The sequence below is a fragment of the Frankia gtarii genome, assembly GCF_025403375.1.
Lineage (GTDB): Bacteria > Actinomycetota > Actinomycetes > Frankiales > Frankiaceae > Frankia > Frankia gtarii.
The window spans coordinates 1-21,828 of the sequence record NZ_JAMPTM010000033.1; the positions used below are offsets into that span (position 1 = coordinate 1).

At 70.2% G+C, this 21,828-nt stretch carries 18 protein-coding genes and 1 tRNA gene; 11 read left to right on the plus strand and 8 right to left on the minus strand.

Going from position 1 to position 21,828, the window contains the following annotated elements; all coding sequences use genetic code 11:
- From yidC to rpmH, 4 genes are all read right to left on the minus strand, one after another.
- A partial coding sequence (yidC, locus tag NBZ83_RS07820) for a membrane protein insertase YidC (protein WP_261574643.1) occupies window positions 1-850 on the minus strand: 850 nt, incomplete at its 3' end.
- A 12-nt stretch (window positions 851-862) separates the two neighbouring features.
- Window positions 863-1,480 carry a membrane protein insertion efficiency factor YidD gene (gene yidD, locus NBZ83_RS07825; RefSeq protein ID WP_261567073.1) on the minus strand — a complete coding sequence of 206 codons (618 nt, stop codon included), beginning with the start codon at window positions 1,478-1,480 and terminating at the stop codon, window positions 863-865.
- Window positions 1,477-1,890 (minus strand): ribonuclease P protein component, encoded by a 414-nt coding sequence (rnpA, locus tag NBZ83_RS07830; protein ID WP_261567072.1) that lies wholly within the window; start codon window positions 1,888-1,890, stop codon window positions 1,477-1,479. Before rnpA ends, yidD begins: the two co-directional genes overlap by 4 nt.
- A gap of 29 nt (window positions 1,891-1,919) precedes the next feature.
- Window positions 1,920-2,057: a 50S ribosomal protein L34 gene (gene rpmH / locus NBZ83_RS07835; protein ID WP_009741462.1), complete on the minus strand. Its 138-nt coding sequence runs from the start codon at window positions 2,055-2,057 to the stop codon at window positions 1,920-1,922.
- 781 nt (window positions 2,058-2,838) lie between these two features.
- On the opposite strand from rpmH, the gene dnaA reads away from it, so the two are divergent.
- The 8 genes from dnaA (at window position 2,839) to NBZ83_RS07875 (ending at window position 15,459) form a co-directional block, all read left to right on the plus strand.
- Window positions 2,839-4,455, plus strand: a complete 1,617-nt coding sequence (gene dnaA, locus NBZ83_RS07840; protein ID WP_261567071.1) for a chromosomal replication initiator protein DnaA — start codon at window positions 2,839-2,841, stop codon at window positions 4,453-4,455.
- Between the two features lie 946 nt (window positions 4,456-5,401).
- Complete coding sequence (gene dnaN / locus NBZ83_RS07845; RefSeq protein WP_261567070.1) at window positions 5,402-6,583, plus strand: DNA polymerase III subunit beta; 1,182 nt, start codon at window positions 5,402-5,404, stop codon at window positions 6,581-6,583.
- Window position 6,584: 1 nt separating this feature from the next.
- Window positions 6,585-7,739: a DNA replication/repair protein RecF gene (gene recF / locus NBZ83_RS07850; RefSeq protein ID WP_261567069.1), complete on the plus strand. Its 1,155-nt coding sequence runs from the start codon at window positions 6,585-6,587 to the stop codon at window positions 7,737-7,739.
- Window positions 7,729-8,427 (plus strand): DciA family protein, encoded by a 699-nt coding sequence (locus NBZ83_RS07855; RefSeq protein ID WP_261574644.1) that lies wholly within the window; start codon window positions 7,729-7,731, stop codon window positions 8,425-8,427. Before recF ends, NBZ83_RS07855 begins: the two co-directional genes overlap by 11 nt.
- Before the next feature lie 302 nt (window positions 8,428-8,729).
- Window positions 8,730-10,664, plus strand: coding sequence for a DNA topoisomerase (ATP-hydrolyzing) subunit B (gyrB, locus tag NBZ83_RS07860; protein ID WP_261567067.1), 1,935 nt, complete (start codon window positions 8,730-8,732; stop codon window positions 10,662-10,664).
- A gap of 171 nt (window positions 10,665-10,835) precedes the next feature.
- Window positions 10,836-13,340: a DNA gyrase subunit A gene (gene gyrA, locus NBZ83_RS07865; protein ID WP_261567066.1), complete on the plus strand. Its 2,505-nt coding sequence runs from the start codon at window positions 10,836-10,838 to the stop codon at window positions 13,338-13,340.
- A gap of 1,366 nt (window positions 13,341-14,706) precedes the next feature.
- Window positions 14,707-15,318 carry a DUF3566 domain-containing protein gene (locus NBZ83_RS07870; protein ID WP_261567064.1) on the plus strand — a complete coding sequence of 204 codons (612 nt, stop codon included), beginning with the start codon at window positions 14,707-14,709 and terminating at the stop codon, window positions 15,316-15,318.
- A 64-nt stretch (window positions 15,319-15,382) separates the two neighbouring features.
- A tRNA-Ile gene (locus NBZ83_RS07875) sits at window positions 15,383-15,459 on the plus strand.
- Between the two features lie 215 nt (window positions 15,460-15,674).
- On the opposite strand, the gene NBZ83_RS07880 is transcribed toward NBZ83_RS07875, so the two are convergent.
- From NBZ83_RS07880 to NBZ83_RS07895, 4 genes are all read right to left on the minus strand, one after another.
- The gene (locus NBZ83_RS07880) at window positions 15,675-15,998 is read right to left on the minus strand and encodes a hypothetical protein (RefSeq protein WP_261574645.1); all 324 of its coding nucleotides are present in this window, start codon (window positions 15,996-15,998) and stop codon (window positions 15,675-15,677) included.
- A 118-nt stretch (window positions 15,999-16,116) separates the two neighbouring features.
- On the minus strand, window positions 16,117-16,701 hold the full coding sequence (locus NBZ83_RS07885; protein ID WP_261567062.1) for an RDD family protein: 585 nt from the start codon (window positions 16,699-16,701) through the stop codon (window positions 16,117-16,119).
- A 606-nt stretch (window positions 16,702-17,307) separates the two neighbouring features.
- A complete protein-coding gene (locus NBZ83_RS34500) occupies window positions 17,308-17,787 on the minus strand; it encodes a hypothetical protein (RefSeq protein WP_498041043.1) in 480 nt (159 codons plus the stop codon).
- Window positions 17,788-18,010: 223 nt separating this feature from the next.
- On the minus strand, window positions 18,011-19,006 hold the full coding sequence (locus tag NBZ83_RS07895) for a hypothetical protein (protein WP_261574646.1): 996 nt from the start codon (window positions 19,004-19,006) through the stop codon (window positions 18,011-18,013).
- 151 nt (window positions 19,007-19,157) lie between these two features.
- Between NBZ83_RS07895 and NBZ83_RS07900 the strand changes: the two genes are divergently transcribed.
- From NBZ83_RS07900 to def, 3 genes are all read left to right on the plus strand, one after another.
- Window positions 19,158-19,523, plus strand: coding sequence for a hypothetical protein (locus NBZ83_RS07900; RefSeq protein WP_261567059.1), 366 nt, complete (start codon window positions 19,158-19,160; stop codon window positions 19,521-19,523).
- A gap of 82 nt (window positions 19,524-19,605) precedes the next feature.
- A complete protein-coding gene (locus NBZ83_RS07905) occupies window positions 19,606-19,983 on the plus strand; it encodes a roadblock/LC7 domain-containing protein (protein ID WP_261567058.1) in 378 nt (125 codons plus the stop codon).
- A 265-nt stretch (window positions 19,984-20,248) separates the two neighbouring features.
- Window positions 20,249-20,923, plus strand: coding sequence for a peptide deformylase (def, locus tag NBZ83_RS07910; protein WP_261567057.1), 675 nt, complete (start codon window positions 20,249-20,251; stop codon window positions 20,921-20,923).
- Window positions 20,924-21,828 lie beyond the last annotated feature (905 nt).

The following is a 21,828-nucleotide window of genomic DNA, read 5'->3' on the forward strand; positions in this document are numbered from 1 at the left end:
GGGTGGGCGCGCCGTCGGCCGCGGTGCGGGCACCGGGGAGCCGGCCACTGGCGGGGAGCGGGCGGACCGGCGGCATCCGCTTGATCACGAAGAACTGCTGACCCATGCTCCACAGGTTGGTGGTGAGCCAGTAGAGCAGCACGGCGATCGGGAACCGGAAACCGAAGACCGCGAGCATCAGCGGGGAGCCGTAGAGCAGGACCTTCTGGACGATCGCCTGCTGCGGGTCCACCGGCCCGGTGCGGGCCATGATCTGCCGCTGAGTCATGAAGGTGGTCAGACCCATCAGCACGATCAGCACGACCGCGAGGATCTTGACGTGGGTGCTGTTCACCCCGAGGAAGTGCACGAAGTCGCTGTCGGAACCGAACTCGCTGGCGAGTGAGATTCCGAAGACCTTCGCCGAGGCGATCTGCTCGACCTGTTCCGCGGACAACCCCACCCGGGGCCGCCAGACGAGGGACCCGTTCGGGCCCTCGTTCATCGGAGCCAGGTGGGTGAACACGTGGAACAGCGAGATGAACAACGGGATCTGGAGCACGATCGGCAGGCAGCCCAGAAGCGGGTTGCCATGCTCCTTCTGCAACGCCATGATCTCTTGCTGCATGCGGGGCTTGTCGTGCCCGTACTTCTCCCGGATCTCCTTGATCCGCGGCTGCATCATCTGCATCGTCCGCTGCGACTTCACCTGCTTGACGAACAGCGGGAAGATCAGGACGCGGACGGCGATGACAAGCAGGACGACCGAGAAGGCCCAGGCGAAGAAGCTGTCGGCGCCGAAGATCGGCGCGAATCCCTTATGGAAGAAGACGATCGCGTTCGCCGCGAGATGGTAAAGGGGATTCAGCAACGTTCAGACTCCTTACGCCCACGGTCCGCGACCGGAACCGACGATCTCGGCCCGCGTCCCCTCGGCCGGAGACGGAAAGCCATGCCTGTGGGCCGGCGCGACAGCACCGGTGTGTCCGGGCGCGACCGCGCGGTCACCATGTTCGGAGACGATCGCCGCCCTCCTGGGGTTGCGAACGACTCCCGGCCCCACACTGGTTCCCGAATCCGCGCCTGTGCTCGACCGAACCCCGGTACTCGGTGGTCCGCCGGCGGGCGGGGGACGCACGGCGGGCGGACCGGCGGACTCGCCGGGGACCGGGTCGTACCCGCCAGCCGACAGCGGCTGACAGCGCAGTACCCGGCCGACGGCCAGCACTGCACCGCGCACGCCGCCATGGCGGCGCACGGCCGTCAGCGCGTAGGCGCTGCACGACGGCTCGAACCGACACATGCCGGCGTTACGACCGGACCACCCGGCCCGATAGAGCCGCACAAGCCCGGCGAGCGCCCAGGCCAGCGGCCCCCGAACCGCGCCGTCGGCCGTGCGGGCGACGCTCGGCAGGTGCCTGCGGGCCGGCCCGGAGGCCAGGAAAAGATCAACAACGGCGATCGCCGTCAGCGCCGCGAGCAAGACAATCCCGGCGGTCATCGGCTGCTCCCCACCGCGGGCCGCGGGGCCCGGACCCGGCGCGCGTGGGCATCATCGCGCGGGGCGTCCGAGGCCACGCGCGCAGCACGCGCGAGCGCGTCGCCGAGGGCTTGACCGAGCAGCTCGGAGCTGGCCGAGGCCGCCTCCGGCAGAGCGCGCACCACCAGCATGGTCCCCGCAGGCAGCTGGCCCAATCGGGCCCGCACCTGCTCGCGCAGGCGGCGGCGCACCCGGTTACGCACAACGGCGTTGCCGACTCGGCGGCCGACGACGAAACCCGCTCGCGGAGACTCGCCGCTGGTTGTCCACAAGCTGTGGACAACCAGCGGGCCGGACCGGATCCGCCGGCCCGCGGTCCCCACACGGGCGTGTTCGGCCCGGGTCCGCACGCGGGAACCCTCAGGAAGCATGACAGCCGGGGTACAGCAGGAACCCGCCGTCAGGCGGAGAGCTCGCTGCGGCCCTTACGACGGCGGGCGGAGACGATGGAACGACCAGCGCGGGTCCGCATACGCAGCCGGAACCCGTGTGTGCGGGCCCGCCGACGGTTATTCGGCTGGAAGGTGCGCTTACTCACGTGAAGACTCCGTCTGCAAGATGGACGCGGGCGGTGAGCTCTGTCGCCGAGGGGGTGGGCCACACCACACGGCCCGCGCAAGCGCATCCCACAACAAACGGAGCGGTCTAACACCGCGGTTCGACCTAGCCTACACATGCCGGCGCCGCGAACCGACCCGGCGACCGCGCCCCTTTCGCCGTCGCCTCGAGCCGGACCGGCCCACCCGACCCGCGACCGTGGCCCGACGCAGTCGACCAAAAGTCACCGCAGGCCCGACCATGGCCCACATCCGGACAGGCGCCGACCACCGACGTGACTGCTTGTAAGCAAATGCCACACGGCTAGGATCGCCGCTCTGGGCTGGCCTGCCCGCCTGGCCAGGGTCCGCCCGTATCTCGGCCGACCCCGGCGCAGCCGGGCAGGCGGCGCCCTACGATCCTTGGGCGACATCCCGTGCACGCGGGTGCCGGACGGTGCCGGGCAGGCCCGCGTTCAGGGGCCCACCGGCCGGGTGCACTCTGGCCTGTGGAAAACGCTTGTGGAGAGGGCGATCGGCGGAGGCCGAGGCAGATCCGGATGACGCGCCGGAGTCGGACGCCGCACGGGGAGTGAGCCGCTTACGCCACGCCGGAGGCCCTGCCGCGTCCATGCACAGGTTGTGGACGACGATGTGGAGAACCATCGGGACGAGGCGTCCTGGTCGCGGCCGGACCGGGACCACATCAGCATCCGCGACGTACCCCCCACCTGAGGGGCCAGCACCGCCCGCAAACCGTACCGAACTGCCCGAGGAGCCCCCGTGTCCAACCCCCGCGCCGACTCCGTCGCCGGTCTACCTTTCGGGGAGGAACCTACGGGCGACCCGGACCTGGCCGCGGTCTGGAGCCACGCCGTCGCCGGGGTCGCCGACGGCACGTTGTCCGCCCAGCAGCGCGCGTGGCTACGGCTGACCCGCCCGCTCGGCCTCGTCCAGGACACCGCCCTGCTCGCCGCTCCGAACGAGTTCACCAAGGAGCTTCTCGACTCGCGGCTGCGGCCGTTCCTGTCCACAGCGTTGTCCACAGCGTATGGACGGGAGATCCGGGTCGCGGTCACCGTCGAGCACCTGCCCGATCCGGAGCCGATGAGTGGTCCGATCAGGATCGTCCGGCCGGGGGAGGGCGGCGCGCAGCGGGACCCCGGCGGTTCCCGGGGACGCGGATCGGGCGGCGCGGGGGCCACGGACTCCGGCAGGGGGAGGGGATCCGCCGCCTCGCCGGCGGCCGGCGAGGCGGTGAACGGCGAGCTGCCCTTCCCCGATTCCACCGAGAGCGCCCCGCCGATGCGGGTGGCCGCGGGGCTCGGCCGCGACGCCGCGCCACTGGAGACCGAGCCTGCGCAGGCCCGGCTGAACCCCCGTTACGTCTTCGAGACCTTCGTCATCGGAGACAGCAACCGGTTCCCCCACGCGGCCGCGGTGGCCGTCGCCGAAGCCCCGGCGAAGGCGTACAACCCGCTGTTCATCTACGGGGACTCCGGGCTCGGCAAGACCCACCTGCTGCACGCGATCGGCCACTACGCGCTGAGGCTGTACCCGAACACCCGGGTCAAGTACGTGAGCTCGGAGGAGTTCACCAACGACTTCATCAACTCGATCCGGGACGATCGCCAGCAGGCCTTCCAGCGCCGCTACCGGGACATCGACGTCCTGCTCGTGGACGACATCCAGTTCCTGGAGAACAAGGAACGGACGCAGGAGGAGTTCTTCCACACGTTCAACGTCCTGCACGACGGCGAGAAGCAGATCGTCATCAGCTCCGACCGCTCACCCAAGCAGCTCTCGGCGCTCGAGGATCGGCTGCGCAGCCGGTTCGAGTGGGGCCTGATGACCGACATCACCCCGCCGGACCTTGAAACCCGCATCGCGATCCTGTCGAAGAAGGCCGCCACAGAGCGCCTGCCCGTGCCACCCGACGTGCTCGAGTACATCGCCACGCACATCGAGCGCAACATCCGCGAGCTGGAGGGTGCGCTGATCCGGGTCGCGGCGTTCGCGAGCCTGAACAAGTCCCACGTCGACCGCACGCTCGCCGAGATCGTGCTGCGGGACCTCATCCCGGACGCCGGCAACCCCGACATCACCGCGGCGGCGATCATGAACGCGACCGCGGCGTACTTCGGCGTCTCCATGGACGACCTGTGCGGCACCTCCCGAAGCCGGGTGCTGGTGACGGCCCGGCAGATCGCCATGTACCTGTGCCGCGAACTGACCGACCTGTCGCTGCCCAAGATCGGCCAGCACTTCGGGGGCCGTGACCACACGACGGTCATGCACGCCGACCGCAAGATCCGCGGCCTGATGGCCGAACGGCGTGCGATCTACAACCAGGTCACCGAACTGACCAACCGCATCCGGGTCCAGGCCCGCCAACCCTGACTCGGACAGGGCATCCCGACCGCAACAGTCGGGCGGACACCGGTCCCTGATTCCAGGACCGCGCCGCAGTGGCCCGCGCCCGGGGCCACTGCGGCGGGGCGACAGGTCATTCGCCCTGCCCTGCCCTAGCCTGGCCGCCGCCTGCCACCGGCAGGGCTGTATCGGTGCACGTGTGCGCTGGGCGGACCGCGGCCGGGCGGACTGCGGTGCGTTCTGCACCGTCTGCGGGCCCGAACCGTCCGGAACGCACCGCAACAGGCGTCGGTTCGGGGGACACGCTGTTGGACAGCGTGGAAGCCGAGGCCGATCGGCCTCCGACACTCACGCGTCGAGGCGGGCGGGCTGCGCGCCACCCGGTCGGGCCCCCTCATGGGGTGCGTGTCACAGCATGTGGACCGCCGCCGCGGGCATGGACTTCGCGAGGCATCCCCTAGCACGCCCACCCTGCGCCCTCGAGCCCACTAGGTGGTGCCACCCACAGCTTGTGGAAAACCTTGTGGACATCCCGGGGGCAGATCGGTGGAAGAAGCCGTGGACAGCCTGTGGATAACTCGGGGATGGCCTGTGGAGGGACAAAGTGGTCCCTGGGGACAACCTCGGGGCATGTGGAAATCCACTGCGCGAACCCACAGCTTCACCCACAGGTTTTGCACCGGCTCATCATGCCTCTGACCTGCGGAAACGTGGGTTATCCCCAGCATCCACAGCCCCTACTACCACCACGAACTTAAATTTTTTCTTCAAAGATCAAAATCTCTAAGTACTAGGGGGTGTGGACAACTTTTTGCGATCTTGAACGAGCGCGATCTGTGCCACTTCGTGGGCTCCCCGTGAGCGTTCGCGGTGAGGCCGACCGCCCGCCAAGGCCGCCTGGCACTCTGGGATGCTGATCGGTGTTCCCGACGGGCTGACTCCGAACACCGGAGGGAACGAAGGAGGGCTAACCATGAAGTTCCGGGTGGAACGGGACGAATTCACCGAAGCGGTCGCCTGGACCGCCCGCACGCTGCCGAGCCGGCCGACCACGCAGCTGCAGGTGCTGTCGGGCCTCCTTCTCGACGCCACCGGGCCGATGCTCAAGGTCGCCGCCTACGACTACGAGGTGGCCGCGCAGGGCACGGTGCACGCCACGGTGTCGGAGGAGGGGCGCGCCCTCGTCAACGGCAAGCTGCTCGCGGAGATCACCCGGGCACTGCCGGCCGCACCGGTCGATCTCGGCATCGACGGCACCCGGCTCGTGATCACCTGTGGCAACGCCCGGTTCGCGCTCCCGATGCTTCCGGTGGACGACTACCCGGCGCTGCCGGCCATGCCCCCCGTCACCGGCCACATCGAGGGATCGGCCTTCGCCGCCGCGGTCGCGCAGGTGGCGATCGCGGCCGGACGCGACGACACCCTCCCGGTGCTCACCGGCGTCCGTATCGAGATCGACGGCGACACCCTCACCCTCGCCGCGACCGACCGCTACCGGCTCGCTGTGCGCACGCTGAAGTGGCGTCCGGACGACTCCGGCGGCGACGCGGACGCGGCGCCGGCACCCGTCACGGTGGCCCTCGTCCCCGCCCGTACGCTGCTGGACACGGCCAAGTCGCTGTCCGGCTCGGGGGTGGAGGTTTCGATCGCGCTGGGGACGGGCCCGTCCGGGGAGACGCTCGCCGGCTTCGCGGGTTCCACCCGGCAGACGACCACCCGGCTGCTCGAGGGCCAGTTCCCGCCCTTCCGCAAGCTGCTGCCGGACAGCTCGCCGCTGATCGCCCAGCTCGAGATCGCGCCGTTGCAGGAGGCGGTCAAGCGGGTCGCCCTGGTGGCGGCGAAGACCGCCCCGGTGCAGCTGTCGTTCTCCCCGGATCATCTCGTCCTGGAGGCCGGCACCGGCGGCGAGGCGCAGGCGACGGAGACGCTGCCGGTGACCTATGACGGCCCGGAGCTTTCGGTGGCGTTCAACCCGTCCTACCTGCTCGACGCACTGGGCGCGCTGGAGTCCGACATCGTGCGGATCGGCTTCGCCAGCGCCGAGGACCCGGCCGTCGCGGCGAACAAGCCGGCGATCCTCACCGGCAAGTCCGACGGCGACGGCGAGGTGCCCGACTACCGGTACCTGCTCATGCCGATCCGCCTGCACGGGTGACGTGCACCTCACCCACCTGTCTCTCGTCGACTTCCGGTCCTACCCGTCCCTGGATCTCACCCTCGGTCCAGGAGTGATCACGCTGGTTGGCCGCAACGGTCAGGGAAAGACGAACCTCCTCGAGGCGATCGGGTATGTCGCGACGTTGGCCAGCCACCGGGTCTCCGCGGATGCCCCGCTGGTGCGTGAGGGCGCGTCGCACGCCGTGCTGCGGGCGAGGATCGTGCGCGGCGACCGGGCGGCCCTGGTGGAGCTCGAGATCGTGCCGGGGCGGGCGAATCGGGCCCGGCTGAACCGGGCGCCGGTCTCCCGGCCCCGCGATGTCCTCGGGCTGCTGTGCACGGTTCTGTTCGCCCCGGAGGATCTCGCTCTGGTGAAGGGGGACCCGGCGGGACGGCGGCAGTTCCTCGACGAGCTGCTCGTCGCCCGCACCCCCCGGATGGCCGCGGTGCTCGCCGACTACGACCGGGTGCTCAAGCAGCGCTCGACCCTGCTGCGCACCGCCGGGGCGGCCCGGCGATCCGGCGGGCAGGGCGACCTGCGCACCCTGGATGTCTGGGATGGCTACCTGGCCAGCTACGGCGCCGAGCTACTCGCGGCCCGCCTCGCCCTCGTCGAGGCGCTGCGTCCGGGGGTGGCCGGGGCGTACGCGGCGGTGGCCGGCATGCAGGCCCAGGTCGGGTTCGAGTACCGGGCCAGCGTGCCGCCACCGCAGCAGGGGCCGGTCCTCCCCGACGGCCAGGCGTGGCCCGACCGCCAGGTGTGGGAGGAGGCGATCCGAACCGAGCTCGTGGCCGCCCGCCCGCGGGAGGTCGAACGCGGGCAGACCCTGGTCGGACCGCATCGTGACGACCTGCTGCTGACCGTCGACGGGCGACCGGCGCGCGGCTACGCCAGTCACGGCGAGTCCTGGTCGCTTGCACTTGCTCTGCGGCTCGCCTCGTTCGAGCTGTTGCGGGCCGACGACCGCGAGCCCGTCCTGCTCCTCGACGACGTCTTCGCCGAGTTGGACGCCGGGCGCCGGTCCCGGCTCGCCGAACTCGTCGCCCCTGCGGAGCAGGTGCTGGTCACGGCCGCCGTCGAGGCGGACGTGCCGGCCGAGCTGGCCGGCACGTGTTTCGTCGTCGCCGCGGGAGAGGTACGCCGTGCCTGCTGAACCCGAGGACGACCAGGGCGCCCCAGCCCCAGCCCCAGCGTCGGCGTCGGGTAAGGGACGCGGCGCCGACCTGGCTCGGGAGATCCTCGCCCAGGCCAAGCGGGACGCCCGCGAGCGGGCGCGGGGACATCGCGGCGGCTCGCCCCGCACCGGCGGTTCCTGGCTCGGCTCCTCCTCCGCCGGCGATCTCGGTTCAGCGGGGCCGGCCGGCGGGCCCGGTGGCGAGTCCGCGGCCGGGGACCGGGCCGGCCGGCGGCCGCGGTCCGGCGAGGACGATGACCGGGTCCCGCAGCGCCCGCGGCTGCCGGGCATCGCCAGCCCTGGCCGGGAGTGGCGTGACCCGGTCTCCTTCGGCGCGGCGATCGGCCGGCTGCTCGCCACCCGCGGCTGGCAGGCGCAGGCCGACGACGCCGGTGTGCTCTCCCGGTGGGACGTCATCGTCGGCCCGGACATCGCCGACCACTGCACTCCGGTCTCGCTGCGCGACGGCGAGCTTGAACTCGTCGCCGAGTCGACGGCCTGGGCGACCCAGCTGCGCATGCTGTCCCGGCAGATCCTCGCCATCCTGCACCGGGAGCTCGGTCCGCAGGTCGTCCGGCGGATCACGGTGCGGGGCCCGACGGCCCCGTCGTGGCGGCACGGGTCGATCCGCACCAACGGCCGCGGCCCGCGTGACACCTACGGCTGAGTCGGGCGCCCGGGTCCGGCGTCCGACCGGGCCGCGGGGCCGTGCCACCGTGGGATCTTCCTGTGCGTCGCGCCGGCTCGCGCCCGCAACTTGAGGCGATCATGTGGGTGCCGGTTGATCGTCGCGTCGGGTGACCGTCGTGAAGGCGCGCCAAGGCCTCGGGATGCCGAGGTCCGGTAGGGGGGTTCACCATCCCGCCGTACGGGGCGCTGCGCAGTCGTCAGGGGTCACCCTGCGTCCGCTAAAACGGGTCGGCGGGTAGACTGGTGGATACTTCCGCCCAGAACGAGGGGACCCGCCGCGTGGCCTACGATGCAAGTTCGATCAAGGTTCTCGAAGGTCTTGACGCGGTCCGCAAGCGTCCGGGCATGTACATCGGCTCCACCGGGGAGCGCGGTCTGCACCATCTCGTCTACGAGGTGGTGGACAACGCGGTGGACGAGGCGCTGGCCGGCTACTGCGACACGATCACCGTGAGCCTGCTCGCCGACGGCGCCGTCCGCGTCGTCGACAACGGTCGCGGCATCCCCGTGGGCATGCATCCCACCGAGAAGCGGCCCGCGGTCGAGGTCGTGCTGACGACGCTGCATGCGGGTGGGAAGTTCGACGGCAAGTCCTACGCGGTCTCGGGCGGTCTGCACGGCGTCGGCGTCAGCGTCGTCAACGCGCTGTCGACCAAGCTCGACGTGGAGATCCAGGTCGATGGGCACGTCTGGTTCCAGCCCTACGTGGGGACCCGTCCGGCGGCGCCGCTGGTGAAGACCGGCACCACGAAGAAGACCGGCACGTCGGTCACCTTCTGGGCGGATCCGACCATCTTCGAGACGACCGAGTACAAGTTCGAGACCCTCACCCGCCGCCTGCAGGAGATGGCCTTCCTCAACAAGGGCCTGACGATCATCCTGATCGACGAGCGTCCCGAGGAACGCCTCGAGGTCACCTACCGGTACACCAACGGCCTGGTCGACTTCGTCGGGCACCTCAACGCCACGAAGGACGCCATCCACCGCAGCGTGATCTCGCTGGAGTCCAAGGGTGTCGGCATCGAGGCCGAGCTCGCGATGCAGTGGAACGCCGGCTACAGCGAGTCGGTCTACACCTTCGCGAACACGATCAACACGCACGAGGGCGGCACCCACGAGGAGGGCTTCCGCGCGGCGCTGACCAGCGCCGTCAACGCCTACGCCAAGGACCAGAACCTGCTCAAGCCGGTGAAGGCAGGCGCCAAGAGCGGCGACGAGCGGCTGTCCGGCGACGACATCCGCGAGGGCCTGACCGCGATCATCTCGGTGAAGCTCGCGCAGCCCCAGTTCGAGGGCCAGACGAAGACGAAGCTCGGCAACACCGAGGCGAAGAAGTTCGTCCAGGAGATGTGCTACTCGGCGCTGAAGGACTGGTTCGAGGTCAACCGGACCGAGGCGCGGGCCATCGTCACCAAGTCGCTCGACGCCCAGCGCGCCCGCATCGCGGCCCGCCAGGCCCGGGACCTGACCCGGCGCAAGGGCCTGCTCGGCGGCACCGGCCTGCCCGGCAAGCTCGCCGACTGCCAGTACACCGACCCGGAGCGCTGCGAGCTGTACATCGTCGAGGGTGACTCGGCGGGCGGCTCGGCCAAGGGCGGGCGGGACTCGAAGTTCCAGGCGATCCTGCCGCTGCGTGGGAAGATCCTCAACGTCGAGAAGGCCCGGATCGACCGCGTCCTGAAGAACACCGAGGTCCAGGCGCTCATCCAGGCCCTGGGCACCGGCATCCACGACGATTTCGACATCGCCAAGCTGCGCTATCACAAGATCGTGCTGATGGCGGACGCCGACGTCGACGGCCAGCACATCCGGACCCTGCTGCTGACCCTGCTGTTCCGCTTCATGCGGCCGCTGGTCGAGGCCGGCCACGTGTTCCTGGCCCAGCCCCCGCTCTACAAGATCAAGTGGGGTCGGGAGGACTGGGAGTACGCCTACTCCGACCGCGAGCGCGACGGGCTCGTCCAGCGCGGGGTGGAGTCGGGACGCAAGCTGCCCAAGGACGCCATCCAGCGGTTCAAGGGCCTCGGCGAGATGAACGCGACCGAGCTGTGGGACACCACCATGGACCCGGACAAGCGCATCCTGCTGCAGGTCACCCTCGATGACGCGGCCGTCGCCGACGATCTGTTCTCCGTGCTCATGGGCGAGGACGTCGACGCGCGTCGCAGCTTCATTCAGCGCAACGCCAAGGACGTGCGCTTCCTGGACATCTGACGCGGCACCGCGGCACCGCGGCACCGCCGGCGGTCCGGCCGGCCGCCGCCCGGCACCGGCCGGCCGGGACGGTCCCGGGGGGATCGTGGCTGGCGCCCCGCCGGAGAGCCCGACCCCCGCCGGGACGCCCGTCCCACCTGACGACTGATCCCACTGCCCTGGAAGGACCCCGTGGTCGACGTCCTACCGCCGCCCCCCGGCGACCGCATAGAACCCATCGGCATCGAAGTCGAGATGCAGCGGTCATATCTCGACTACGCCATGTCGGTCATCGTCGGCCGCGCGCTCCCGGAGGTTCGGGACGGGCTCAAGCCCGTCCACCGACGGGTTCTCTACGCCATGTACGACGGTGGTTACCGTCCCGACCGCGGGTACTTCAAGTGCTCCCGCGTGGTCGGTGACGTCATGGGTAACTACCATCCCCACGGCGACTCGGCCATCTACGACACCCTCGTCCGGCTCGCGCAGCCCTGGTCGCTGCGCTACCCGCTGGTCGACGGCAACGGCAACTTCGGTTCGCCCGGCAACGACCCGCCCGCCGCCATGCGGTACACCGAGGCGCGGATGGCGTCCCTGGCGATGGAGATGCTGCGCGACATCGACCAGGAGACGGTCGACTTCGCCGCGAACTACGACGGCCGTTCGCAGGAACCGCTGGTCCTGCCGAGCCGGTTCCCGAACCTGCTTGTCAACGGCGCCGGCGGCATCGCCGTCGGCATGGCGACGAACATCCCGCCGCACAACCTGCGCGAGGTCGCCACCGGCGTCCAGTGGGCGCTCGACCACGCCGAGGCGACCGATGAGGAGATGCTCGAGGCGCTGCTCGGCATCGTCAAGGGGCCGGACTTCCCGACCTCGGGCCTGATCGTCGGGCGCAGCGGCATCGAGGACGCCTACCGGACCGGCCGGGGCAGCATCCGGATGCGCGCCGTGGTCAACGTCGAGGAGAACAAGGGCCGCACCCAGCTCGTCGTCACCGAGCTGCCCTACCAGGTCAACCCGGACAACCTCGCCGAGAAGATCGCCGAGCTGGTCCGGGACAACAAGGTCACCGGGATCTCGGACGTCCGCGACGAGACCTCGGCCCGCATCGGCCAACGCCTCGTCATCGACCTCAAGCGCGACGCCGTCGCCAAGGTCGTGCTCAACAACCTGTACAAGCACACCCAGCTGCAGGACACCTTCGGCGTCAACATGCTGGCGATCGTCGATGGGGTGCCGCGCACGCTGCGCCTCGACCAGATGGTCCGCTACTACGTCGAGCACCAGGTCGAGGTCATCGTCCGGCGCACCCGCTACCAGCTGCGCAAGGCCCGCGAGCGGCTGCACGTCCTCGACGGTCTGCTCATCGCGCTCGACCACCTCGACGAGGTCATCAGCCTCATCCGCAACGCGGAGTCCGCCGAGGCCGCCCGCGGGCAGCTGATGGAACGCTTCACGCTGTCGGAGATCCAGGCGACCGCCATCCTCGACATGCAGCTGCGTCGCCTCGCCGCCCTGGAACGCCAGCGGATCATCGACGAGGCCGCCGAGCTGCGGGCGCGGATCTCCGAGCTGGAGGCCATCCTCGCCTCGCCGCTGCGGCAGCGGCAGATCATCGGCGAGGAGCTCGCCGAGGTCGTCGAGAAGTTCGGCGACGAGCGGCGGACCCGCCTGGTCCCCTTCGAAGGCGACATGTCCATCGAGGACCTCATCGCCCAGGAGGACGTGGTCGTCACCGTCACGCGCGGCGGCTACGCCAAGCGGACCAAGACCGACCTCTACCGCTCACAGCGTCGCGGCGGCAAGGGTGTGCAGGGCGCCGCCCTGCGCGAGGACGACATCGTCGAACACTTCTTCGTCACGACGACGCACCACTGGCTGCTGTTCTTCACGAACAAGGGCCGGGTCTACCGGGCGAAGGCGCACGAACTGCCCGAGCAGGCCCGTTCGGCCAAGGGCCAGCACGTCGCGAACATCCTCGCCTTCTCCCAGGACGAGCGGATCGCCGAGGTCATCGCGCTCAAGGACTACGAGGTCGCGCCGTACCTCGTCCTCGCCACCAAGCGCGGGCTCTGTAAGAAGACCGCCCTGAGCGACTTCGACTCCAACCGCGCCGGCGGCCTCGTCGCGATCAACCTGCGCGACGACGACGAGCTCATCGCCGCCCGCCTCGTCGCGCCCGGCGACGACCTGCTGCTGGTCAGCCGCAACGCCCAGTCGATCCGCTTCCACGCCGACGACGAGCAGCTGCGGCCGATGGGCCGGGCCACCTCCGGCGTGATCGGCATGCGCTTCGACGCCGAGGACGAGCTGCTGTCCATGGACGTCGTCGTGCCGGGCACCACCGCCGACCTGCTGGTGGCCACCTCCGGCGGCTACGCCAAGCGAACCCCGCTGGCCGAGTATCCGGTGCAGGGCCGCGGCGGCAAGGGCGTACTGACGGCTAAGATCGTCTCCACCCGAGGCGGCCTGGTCGGCGCGCTCGTCGTCGACCCGGACGACCAGCTCTACGCGATCGCCTCCAACGGGGGCGTGCTGCGCACCATCGCCAAGGACGTCCGCCGGGCCCAGCGCCAGACGATGGGGGTCCGCCTCATCGATCTGGAGACCGGTGTGCAAGTGGTCGGGGTGGCGCGCAATGCTGATGTGGAGGACGCCGACACCCACACCGAACCCGGGACCGAGGAGAGCTGAGCCCGGGGCCGGAAACGGTCCAGGCCCGGGGCGATGGCGGTCCTCGACGTCGGCGCCGTCCCCCGGCGCCGCGGGGACGCCGAAGCGGGGATCCGGTGTGCGCATGGCCCGCGTACGCCGCCAGGAAGTGAACCGGGAGTAGTCCGTGAGCGACAGTCAGGATGACCGGCCCGCCCGGTCGGCGGTCCACCGCGGTTCCTCCCCGACCGCCGGGTCGGGAGGAGCGCGGGACGGCGATCGTTCCCGCCGTCCCGGCGTGGACGGCGTGGACGGGGAGCCGGGCGGCGACACGGTGAAGATGCCCGCCGCTGGAGCGTCCGCCGCTGGAGCGTCCGGCGCCGACGGCGCCTCTGCCGGTAGCGCCTCCGGAGTCGGTGCCCCCCCTGCCGGCCCGTTGAACCCGTCGGCGGGGAGCCCTTTCTTCCAGCGTTCCGGCCGGTCAGGTGCGGGGCCGTCCAGTCAGGCCGAAGACGGCCGGGACGGTGCTCTGGGGGCTGGCGCGGTCGGATCTCCCTTGCCCGCCTCATCGAAGCCGGGTTCGTCCGACTCGTCCTCGCCCGCCCTGGGGGGTAAGGCCTCCGGTGCTGCGGGCGGCGACCGGTCGGCGGCCACGTCTGCGGAGCCGCCGCGGTCGTCCGTGGCATCGGCCAAGCCGGCGGTGCCGCCGAAGTCCGCGGTGCCGCCGAAGTCCGCGTCGGCCAAGTCCGCGTCGTCTTCAGTGCCGTCGTCCTCGGTGTCCTCGGCGTCCCCGGCCGTGGTTCACTCCGCCTCCGTGGCGGCGTCCCGGCCCGCGCCATCTCGGGGTGCGGCATCGTCCGGTTCCGCGGCATCGTCCGGTTCCGCCGGATCCGCGGGACCCGCCGGATCCGCGGGGTCCTCCGATGACCCGGCCCGTTCTGACAGCACAGCCGGTTCGGGCAGTTCCGACCGTGCTGCTGACCGCCCGGCCGGCCCGGACCGGTCCGCCGCGTCGGCGCAGCGGGCACCGGCGGCGAGCGGCGGCGAGCGGTCCGACCGGTCGCGAGCGACCCCGAGCCGCAACGGGGCGAGCGGTGCCCCGGCTGGTATCGCCGGGTCGGCGCTGCCCCCATCCGGGTCGGCTCGTACCGGGAACGCCGGGACCCACGGCGACGATGCGGGCTCGGCTACCCGCAAACTCGGCTCGCCCGCCGTATCGTCGCCCGCGAAGTCCCTCGGTACGGCGCCGCCCGGTGCCCGCCGAAGCACGACGGGCCTGCCCAGTGCCCGCCCTGAACCCCCGGCCGAGCGGCCCGGTGAGACCGACACGATCTCCCTGGTCCGTCCGCCCAGCATGACGAGGAGCGGTACCACGAAGCCCGACAGGAACCGTGCCGCGCCGGAGCGGGTGCCCGCTCCCGACGCGGTGCGGCCGGCCGCACCCGCCGCGGGCCGTGGGGCTAGCGCCACCGCGGCCTACGAGCGGCCGATCGCCGCGCCGGCGTCCGCGGGCACCGCCGCCGCGTCGCCGCACGCGGTGACCACCACCTCGCCCGGCGCGCTCGACGACCAGCTCGAGGCGGTCCCGGCCGAGCGGCCCAGCGCCTCCCGGATTCCCGGCCGCTCCGGTCCAGGTTCGGGCTCCGCCCGCCCGCCCGGTGCGGGCCGGCGGGCCAAGCTGAGGCTGTCCAAGGTCAACCCGCTGACCGTGACCCGGCTCAGCTTCGCGTTCTCCCTGTGCGTCTTCGTCGTCCTGCTCGTCGCGGTCGCCGTGCTGTGGTTCGTGCTCAACTCGATCGGCGTGTTCGGCAGCGTCACCGACGCCGCGGACACCCTGACCGACAGCAGCGCCAGCGACGTCAAGAGCTGGCTGTCGTTCGGCCGTGCGATGGAGCTCAGCCTGCTCGTCGGCGCGATCAACGTCATCCTGATGACCGCGCTGACCACCCTCGGTGCCCTGCTCTACAACCTCTGCGCCGAGATGATCGGCGGCATCGAGCTCACCCTCAGCGACCAGTAGCGCCAACGGACGGCGGCGGCCACCACCCGGGCCCCGCCGTCCTGTATGGTTGCAGTCGTTGCCGGGACCTATAGCTCAGCCGGTTAGAGCGCTTCCCTGATAAGGAAGAGGCCGGTGGTTCAAGTCCACCTAGGTCCACCAGAGTGGCGATGTTTGAATCATGATCTTCGCTCTTCTTGGTCTGGTAGGGCGCAGCGCCGTTCGGGTAGATGCCGGACGGCGCTTTCGTTTCCCCGTGAAGGGGCCTGCTGTCCCTGTGGGCGGTCGGGGCCCCTCGCTGGTGGAGACCTGTAGGTCCGGGGTTCCGGGTTCGTCTGCGGCGTTCTGGGCCTTGATCAGGTTCTGAGTCTCCTGGCTCAGTAGGGCGGCAAGATCGTCGCCGAGGAGTTGGGCGAGTGGGGGAACAGGTCCGCCCCGTGAATTCCCTTGTCAATGATCCAGAATCGGCGGAACACCGCTTGGTTGAGTTGGCGCTGCACGAGTGCCGGGGCGGTGGTGTAGAGGGTGTGGCTGTCCTCGCAGAGGCTCAACAGCCGGTCGAGAATCGCGCCGATCGACTGCCATTCGCCTTCGCAGGCGTGGAGCATCGCACGCGCCTTGCCAAGGTCACGGTCTATCCTCTGTTGCTCTTCCTTCAGGAATTCCTCGCTGATGGCCCCGTTTAGTAGGCGCGCCTGCATGCGCGCCGTTCGTCTTCCAGATCGCTGATGCGGCGCTTCCCACCCGCTTTGGCCGCGAATGCCGGGTTGACTCGGCGAGGCGTCAGTCGATTCGCGGCTGCCTGACCGGCGCGTTCGCCTACCCGCGCAGTACCCGGGTGCCGCCGGCGACGCGGTCGTGGATGCCCTGGTCCTGCGGGTCCGATTTGATCGTGACGGCGATCGCGATGTGGGCCGCCACGAGCAGGAGTGGCCCGAGGATCGGGATGATGTTGAGGAGTACGAACAGCTCGCGGACTGCGGCGTTGTTGGGCCCGGGCCGCCCGCCATCCGGGCCGACGACCCGCAGGTTGAACGCCTTCTTGCCCAGTGTCGTACCGAGAGCGACGTCGAAGCCTACGAAGTAGGCATACGACAGGACGGCAGTGAGGGCTGTCCATCCGAACCCGTAGCCGAGGATGGAGAAGGTCGCGATGTTGACGACGGAGAGGATCAGGCCGTCCACAAAACGGGCACCGAACCGCACGGCCGGTCCGGGAAGTGCGGCGTTCTGGGGTTGTCCTGCCCCGTAGCCGGGTGCCTGGGGATACGGGGGGTAGTCGGGCGCCTGGCCGTAGGCCGGTCCTTGGCCGTAAGCCGGTCCTTGGCCGTAAGCCGGTCCTTGGCCGTAGGCCGGTTCCACGCCTTGGTCGTGCTCGTCGGCGTGGGGCCCGTTGGTCGTCATGAGTGCTCCTGCTCTCGTCGAGGCTGCCGGTGTAAACGGTATAGATGCGCCGAACTCGCCGCGGGGGCAGCAGGTTATGGTTGCACGCCCGGCGCCCTGCCGGAAGTGGGTGAGCGGCGCCGATGCGCTTCAGATGATTCGGTACCGGCTACGAGCGTGTCGCCATCATGGGTACCTGCTGGTTCCGTAGGCGAACGGCGAAGGCGATGCTCCCTCTTTTCGGCTGGCCAGACGTATGCGTGCTGACAACTTGGGCAGCGAGTGCAAACAGGGTCAGCGGGGTGGGACGAGTTCGGTGCGCAGCTTGTGGGCACCGTCGGTGCGGGTCGCCTCGTAGTACAGCTGGTAGTCCTGTCCGGGAGGGGCACCACGCTGACGTAGCGAAGTGCGCCGCCCTAATAAGGAGGCACCGCGACGGGGGCGTCGCCGACCGCATGGAAACGGTCGATGGTGACGCCGACAGCGAGGCCGGTGCGTCGTTGATACGGCTCTGGATGCCTTCTCATTCCTTTACCAGTGCGACCCGTCGCTAGCCCGAACCGGCTCCAGTGGCGAGCTGGAATGTTTCCCCCTGCCTTGATTGGCTCAACAGGAATATGAGCAGCGTCATCCTGCTTGGACCTCGCGGACCGTGATAGACAATCCGATCCGAAAAGAAGCGGAGAACGCCCTGCCGGGCGGTCTGCTGCGCCTGGTTCGCCACAGACGGGCGCGGGTAGACAGTCGGCTCCGCAGACGGCGCACGCTAGTGTCCCATGATTCCGCTTCCTTGTTCCAGGAGGTGATGTAGTCCTGGATCCTCTTGATGAGGACTCTTACGGAGCTGAACGTGCCACGGCGGATCGACTGGCGCGTGATGATACCGAACCAGGTCTCGATCTGGTTGATCCAGGACGAGCCCTCGGGGGTGAAAGTGAACTTGGTGCGCATGCGCCGCAGCAGTTCGACCAGCTTCGGGCCGGCCGGGGCGCGGACATCCGCCTCGTATCGCCGCTCGGCCTGCTCGAACCGGTTTTCGTACTCAGCTGATGCCTCCGCCGCGGTCAGGGGGCCGTCCTGCCGCCACATGGCCACGTCATAGGTCACTAGCCGGATTCCGCGCCCGAACAGGGACCTGGCCAGTGTCCAGGCCGGACAGCAGGGCTCATGAACCTCGCCCGGGCCTGCCAGCGGTCGCAACGAAGCCAGCCCGGAGGCCGCCCGCGGCCCGCGGGGGCACCGCCGGTCGCTCGCTGTCACAGGAAGATACGAGGAAATGCATTCACCGGGCCGGGGCAGCCCGGTCGGTCGGCGTCGTTACGGATGACGGTCAACCGATCCGACGGTAGGCGGGAAAATCGCGACCGCGATGGCGAGGACTGTCGCGGCGGGGCAGGCTGCTGTCCACCGTCAAGTCGTATCGACGTTCCCGAAAATTTTCACCGTCCGCCGTCGCCGTGATTTCCGCGCGCACTCGGTCGCCGTACGCAGGCAGCTCGGACGCGTCGCCGTCGCCGGATTCCGGGACGGTCGGGGATTGCCCTTGCGGGGGTGGAAGAACGATCCAGCCATCCCCCGTGAGCGAAGCCAGGTCCGTCATCACGGGGAACAGCCCGCGACCCACCACGAAAGCGATGTCCCGGCACGTCCGGCGGCCGTTGACCCGGGCCAGCAGGTCGGCCTGCGCCGGGCCCGTCGCGGCCCGCGGCGGGGGCGACGCCAGCCGCGGCCGGACCTGGAGTTCCAGGCCCAGCTCGGCCCGCCAGCGGGACGCACGTGCCAGCCGCCGGGTTGTCTCCCGGACGGCCCGCTCGACCTCGATCCCCGGCTCGACGGGCAGCACGGGGGGTAGGAAGCCAGGGCCGGCAGGCTCCGCGGCCACGCTTGCGATCTGGGTGCTGGCCAGGGCGAACAGGGCGTCCATCGCCGCCGTCCGGGTCACCACCTGCACGCCCGCGCAGCCCAGCAGCTGGCGCTCGACCAGCGCCGTCGCCAGCTGCCCGCTCGGTGCGGCCGCGGCGAACACCGCGGTCCACTCCTCGTCGGAGATACGCCCGGATCGCAGCAGCAACGACTCGGGACCGGGCGCCGCCGACGTGGTGACAGCCGCGATCAAACCCTCTTGAAGGACAACCTTCCCACTCACCTCGCCCATCACCACGACCACGCCCGAGAGCCTCTCCCGAGCCTGCCGTCGGAGCGCTGCCAGCAGGATCTCGACCCCGGCCGGCATTTCTTCGGCCGCTCGCGCGTCGGCATCCTCCTTGTGGGGTGGGCCGTCAGTAGAAGAAACGGGACTCTGCATGTTCTTTATCTCATCCGGCATGGTGGGTTCCTCGATGTGACATTCCGTTCGCGCACGGGTACGGTCGCCTTGTCTACACGATATGCTCGTCGATGCGCACGTGAACGTTAACAAACCTGGAACCTAGCGACGTAATTTCGTCATGCTGTCAACGGGTTGAGGGGGGTACCTCATGGACATTGAAACCGCACTCAAGGAAGCAATGACAATTGACGGGGCGATCGGTGCTTCGCTCGTCGATTATGAGAGCGGAATGATGCTCGGTTCCGCCGGTGGCGGCCGGAACCTCGATCTCGAGGTGGCCTCGGCCGGAAACACCGACGTCGTGCGCGCCAAGGCCCGCACCCTCGACGCATTGGGGATCAAGGAGGGGATCGAGGACATCCTCATCACCCTCGATCAGCAGTACCACCTGATCCGGCTGCTCCACCGTGGCGGCACCCCGCTGTTTCTCTACCTGGCGATGGACCGGCACCGGGCGAACCTCGCGCTCGCCCGGCACGGCCTGCGCACCATCGCCCGCAACCTCGACCTCTGAAGGCCGGCGGTTGTCGGTCCAGGCCGAGCTGTGAGAACCGTCCGTCCGCGCAGCCTTCCGTGACGGCAGAATTGAGGCTTCGATGACTACAAGCACGATCACCGATGGGGCACTCGCCGAGCTCCACGCTCTGCGGGACCAGGTTTCGGGCGTCACCGGCTGTGCCGTCGCCTCCGCCGACGGCCTGCTGGTCGCCGCCGACGCCGACGGCGTCCGGCCCGAGGTGCTCGCGGCGATGGCCGCCGCCGCCCTCGGCCTCGGCCGGTCCACCGGCGTCGAGGTCGGGATGGGCCCCCTGCGCGAAGTGATCACCCGTTGCCAGGGCGGGCACATCATCGTCTACGCGGTCGGGGAGACCAAGCTGCTCGTCGTCCTGGGCGACGAGGGACTCGACCTCAAACGGCTGCACCTGCAGTCGCGGCCCGCCGTGACGCGCCTCGCGAGGCTGCTCGCCGCCTGAGCCCGCAGAAGGGGGATCGGCTCGGCGTGGACCGTCGGGGTGAACCGCACCACCCGCCCGACGGTGCGATATTCGCCCGAGGAGAGTCGATCCGTCGCACCGATGGCGCGGGCGTTCTGCCAAGCTCGTAGGTACAGCATGTCGAGGATCGGCGGCGGCCCGGTTCGGCCCGGTTCGGCCTGGCGGACGGCGGGTGGGGCCCGGTCGGCACCGCGCCGCCGCCCGCGCGGGCGCGCCGGCGGTCGGATGGAAGGAGAAGCCCGCCATGGCCTCGCGTACCGCGCGATCGGATGAGGCGAACGAAAAGCAGGATCTGCGGATCCGGGTCCTGGGAGAGCCGGTCGACGCTTATCCCGCGGTCCCGCCCGAGGTGGCGCGGGGCACCATCCGGCGCATCACGGTCGTCGGCGAGCCCATCCTGCACCGGCCCTGCCGGAAGATCACCGAGTTCGGCACTCCGGAACTCGCCGCCCTGATCGATGACATGTTCGCCACGATGTACGGCGCCGAGGGGGTCGGCCTCGCCGCGAACCAGATCGACGTCGACGCGGCCCTGTTCGTCTACGACTGCACCGACGAGGACGGCGTCCGGCACGTGGGGCACCTCGCCAATCCGGAGCTGGACGAGGCCGATCCGGCCGAGCGCCGGCTGGTCAAGGGCGACGAGGGCTGCCTGTCCGTGCCAGGCGCCTACATGGAGGTCGCCCGGCTCGAACACGCCGCGGTCCGCGGCCAGGACTCCACCGGCGCGCCGCTGCGGCTAGCGGGCACCGGCTACTTCGCCCGGTGCCTGCAGCACGAGACCGATCATCTGCATGGCGGCCTCTACCTCGACCGGCTGTCCAGCCGCGGACGCAAGAAGGCGTTGAAGGAGATGGAGGAGCGGACCGAGGAGATCTTCGCCCGCCGTACCGAGGTGGCCGAGACCCTCGGCAAGTAGCCACCCGCGCTTCCTCGCCGGCACCAGCCGGTGCCGTGGCGGCCATGGTGGCCGCCACCGGCACCTGCCGGTGCCCGTCCTGGGCCAGCGCCGCCGTCGTGTCCGCGCCGCTGGCGCGGTCAGCCCTGGCGGCGGGCGGCGAAGCGCCGCGGGTTGCGGCCCGCGCCCGTTGCCCCGGAGTTCAGTCGCGGCGCAACCGGCCCGGACCGGGGAATCTCGCCGTCCCCGCCGTGCCCTCGCCGCTCCCGCCGGGAACGGCGGTCCTGGGCCGGCGCGCCAGCAAGGCCGGGGAGCGCCGATCCAGCCGGGTCAGCCGGGTCAGTCGGGTCAGCCGATCCAGCCGGGTCAGTCAACTTAGCCGGGTCGGCGAGCGGGGACGCGGCCGGTTCGGCGCCGGGCCCGGTCACCGCGCCCCCGGCCGGTGGCCTGGGGTCGGTGCGGGCGGTGTCGCGCAGTTGCGGCTTTCGGGATCGAGAACGAGCAGCCATCTGTGCTCCTTTCGGGCAGCGTGAAATGGTGACGCCGACTCCGCGGACGCTCAGCTCCCAAAAACGGGCGAGAAACGCAGTACGCCTAATCGGGTAAACGCCGTCAGCCACCGAAAACGGCACTGGCGGGCAGGCGGAGCGCCGCGATGGACGGACGGATCAGCAGGACTGCCAGGCATTATGGCGTCGTGCGCGGCCGGAGGTCCGGTGCCACGAGGCCGATCGCCCAGGTCGGCTGGAAAGAAGAGAATAACGGTCACCCTGCCGTGACAGCGGGTGCACCGAGGCGTTCACACGCCTACTCAGATGCCCATGAGGGCAGGTTAGTTCATCCCGGCCGGCCGGGCAAACAGTTTCTCGTTCACCGGTCGCGGGCGCAGGCTCGACGCGGGCGGCTCCGGCGCTCGTCCCGCCTCG

What these genes read in the sequence shown, in the direction of transcription:
- yidD (WP_261567073.1), bottom strand. Translation starts at nt 1,480, where the DNA reads ATGACCGCCGGGATTGTCTTGCTCGCGGCGCTGACGGCGATCGCCGTT.
- rnpA (WP_261567072.1), bottom strand. Translation starts at nt 1,890, where the DNA reads ATGCTTCCTGAGGGTTCCCGCGTGCGGACCCGGGCCGAACACGCCCGT.
- dnaN (WP_261567070.1), top strand. Translation starts at nt 5,402, where the DNA reads ATGAAGTTCCGGGTGGAACGGGACGAATTCACCGAAGCGGTCGCCTGG.
- NBZ83_RS07880 (WP_261574645.1), bottom strand. Translation starts at nt 15,998, where the DNA reads ATGCAGGCGCGCCTACTAAACGGGGCCATCAGCGAGGAATTCCTGAAG.
- NBZ83_RS07885 (WP_261567062.1), bottom strand. Translation starts at nt 16,701, where the DNA reads ATGACGACCAACGGGCCCCACGCCGACGAGCACGACCAAGGCGTGGAA.
- NBZ83_RS07895 (WP_261574646.1), bottom strand. Translation starts at nt 19,006, where the DNA reads ATGCCGGATGAGATAAAGAACATGCAGAGTCCCGTTTCTTCTACTGAC.
- NBZ83_RS07900 (WP_261567059.1), top strand. Translation starts at nt 19,158, where the DNA reads ATGGACATTGAAACCGCACTCAAGGAAGCAATGACAATTGACGGGGCG.
- NBZ83_RS07905 (WP_261567058.1), top strand. Translation starts at nt 19,606, where the DNA reads ATGACTACAAGCACGATCACCGATGGGGCACTCGCCGAGCTCCACGCT.
- def (WP_261567057.1), top strand. Translation starts at nt 20,249, where the DNA reads ATGGCCTCGCGTACCGCGCGATCGGATGAGGCGAACGAAAAGCAGGAT.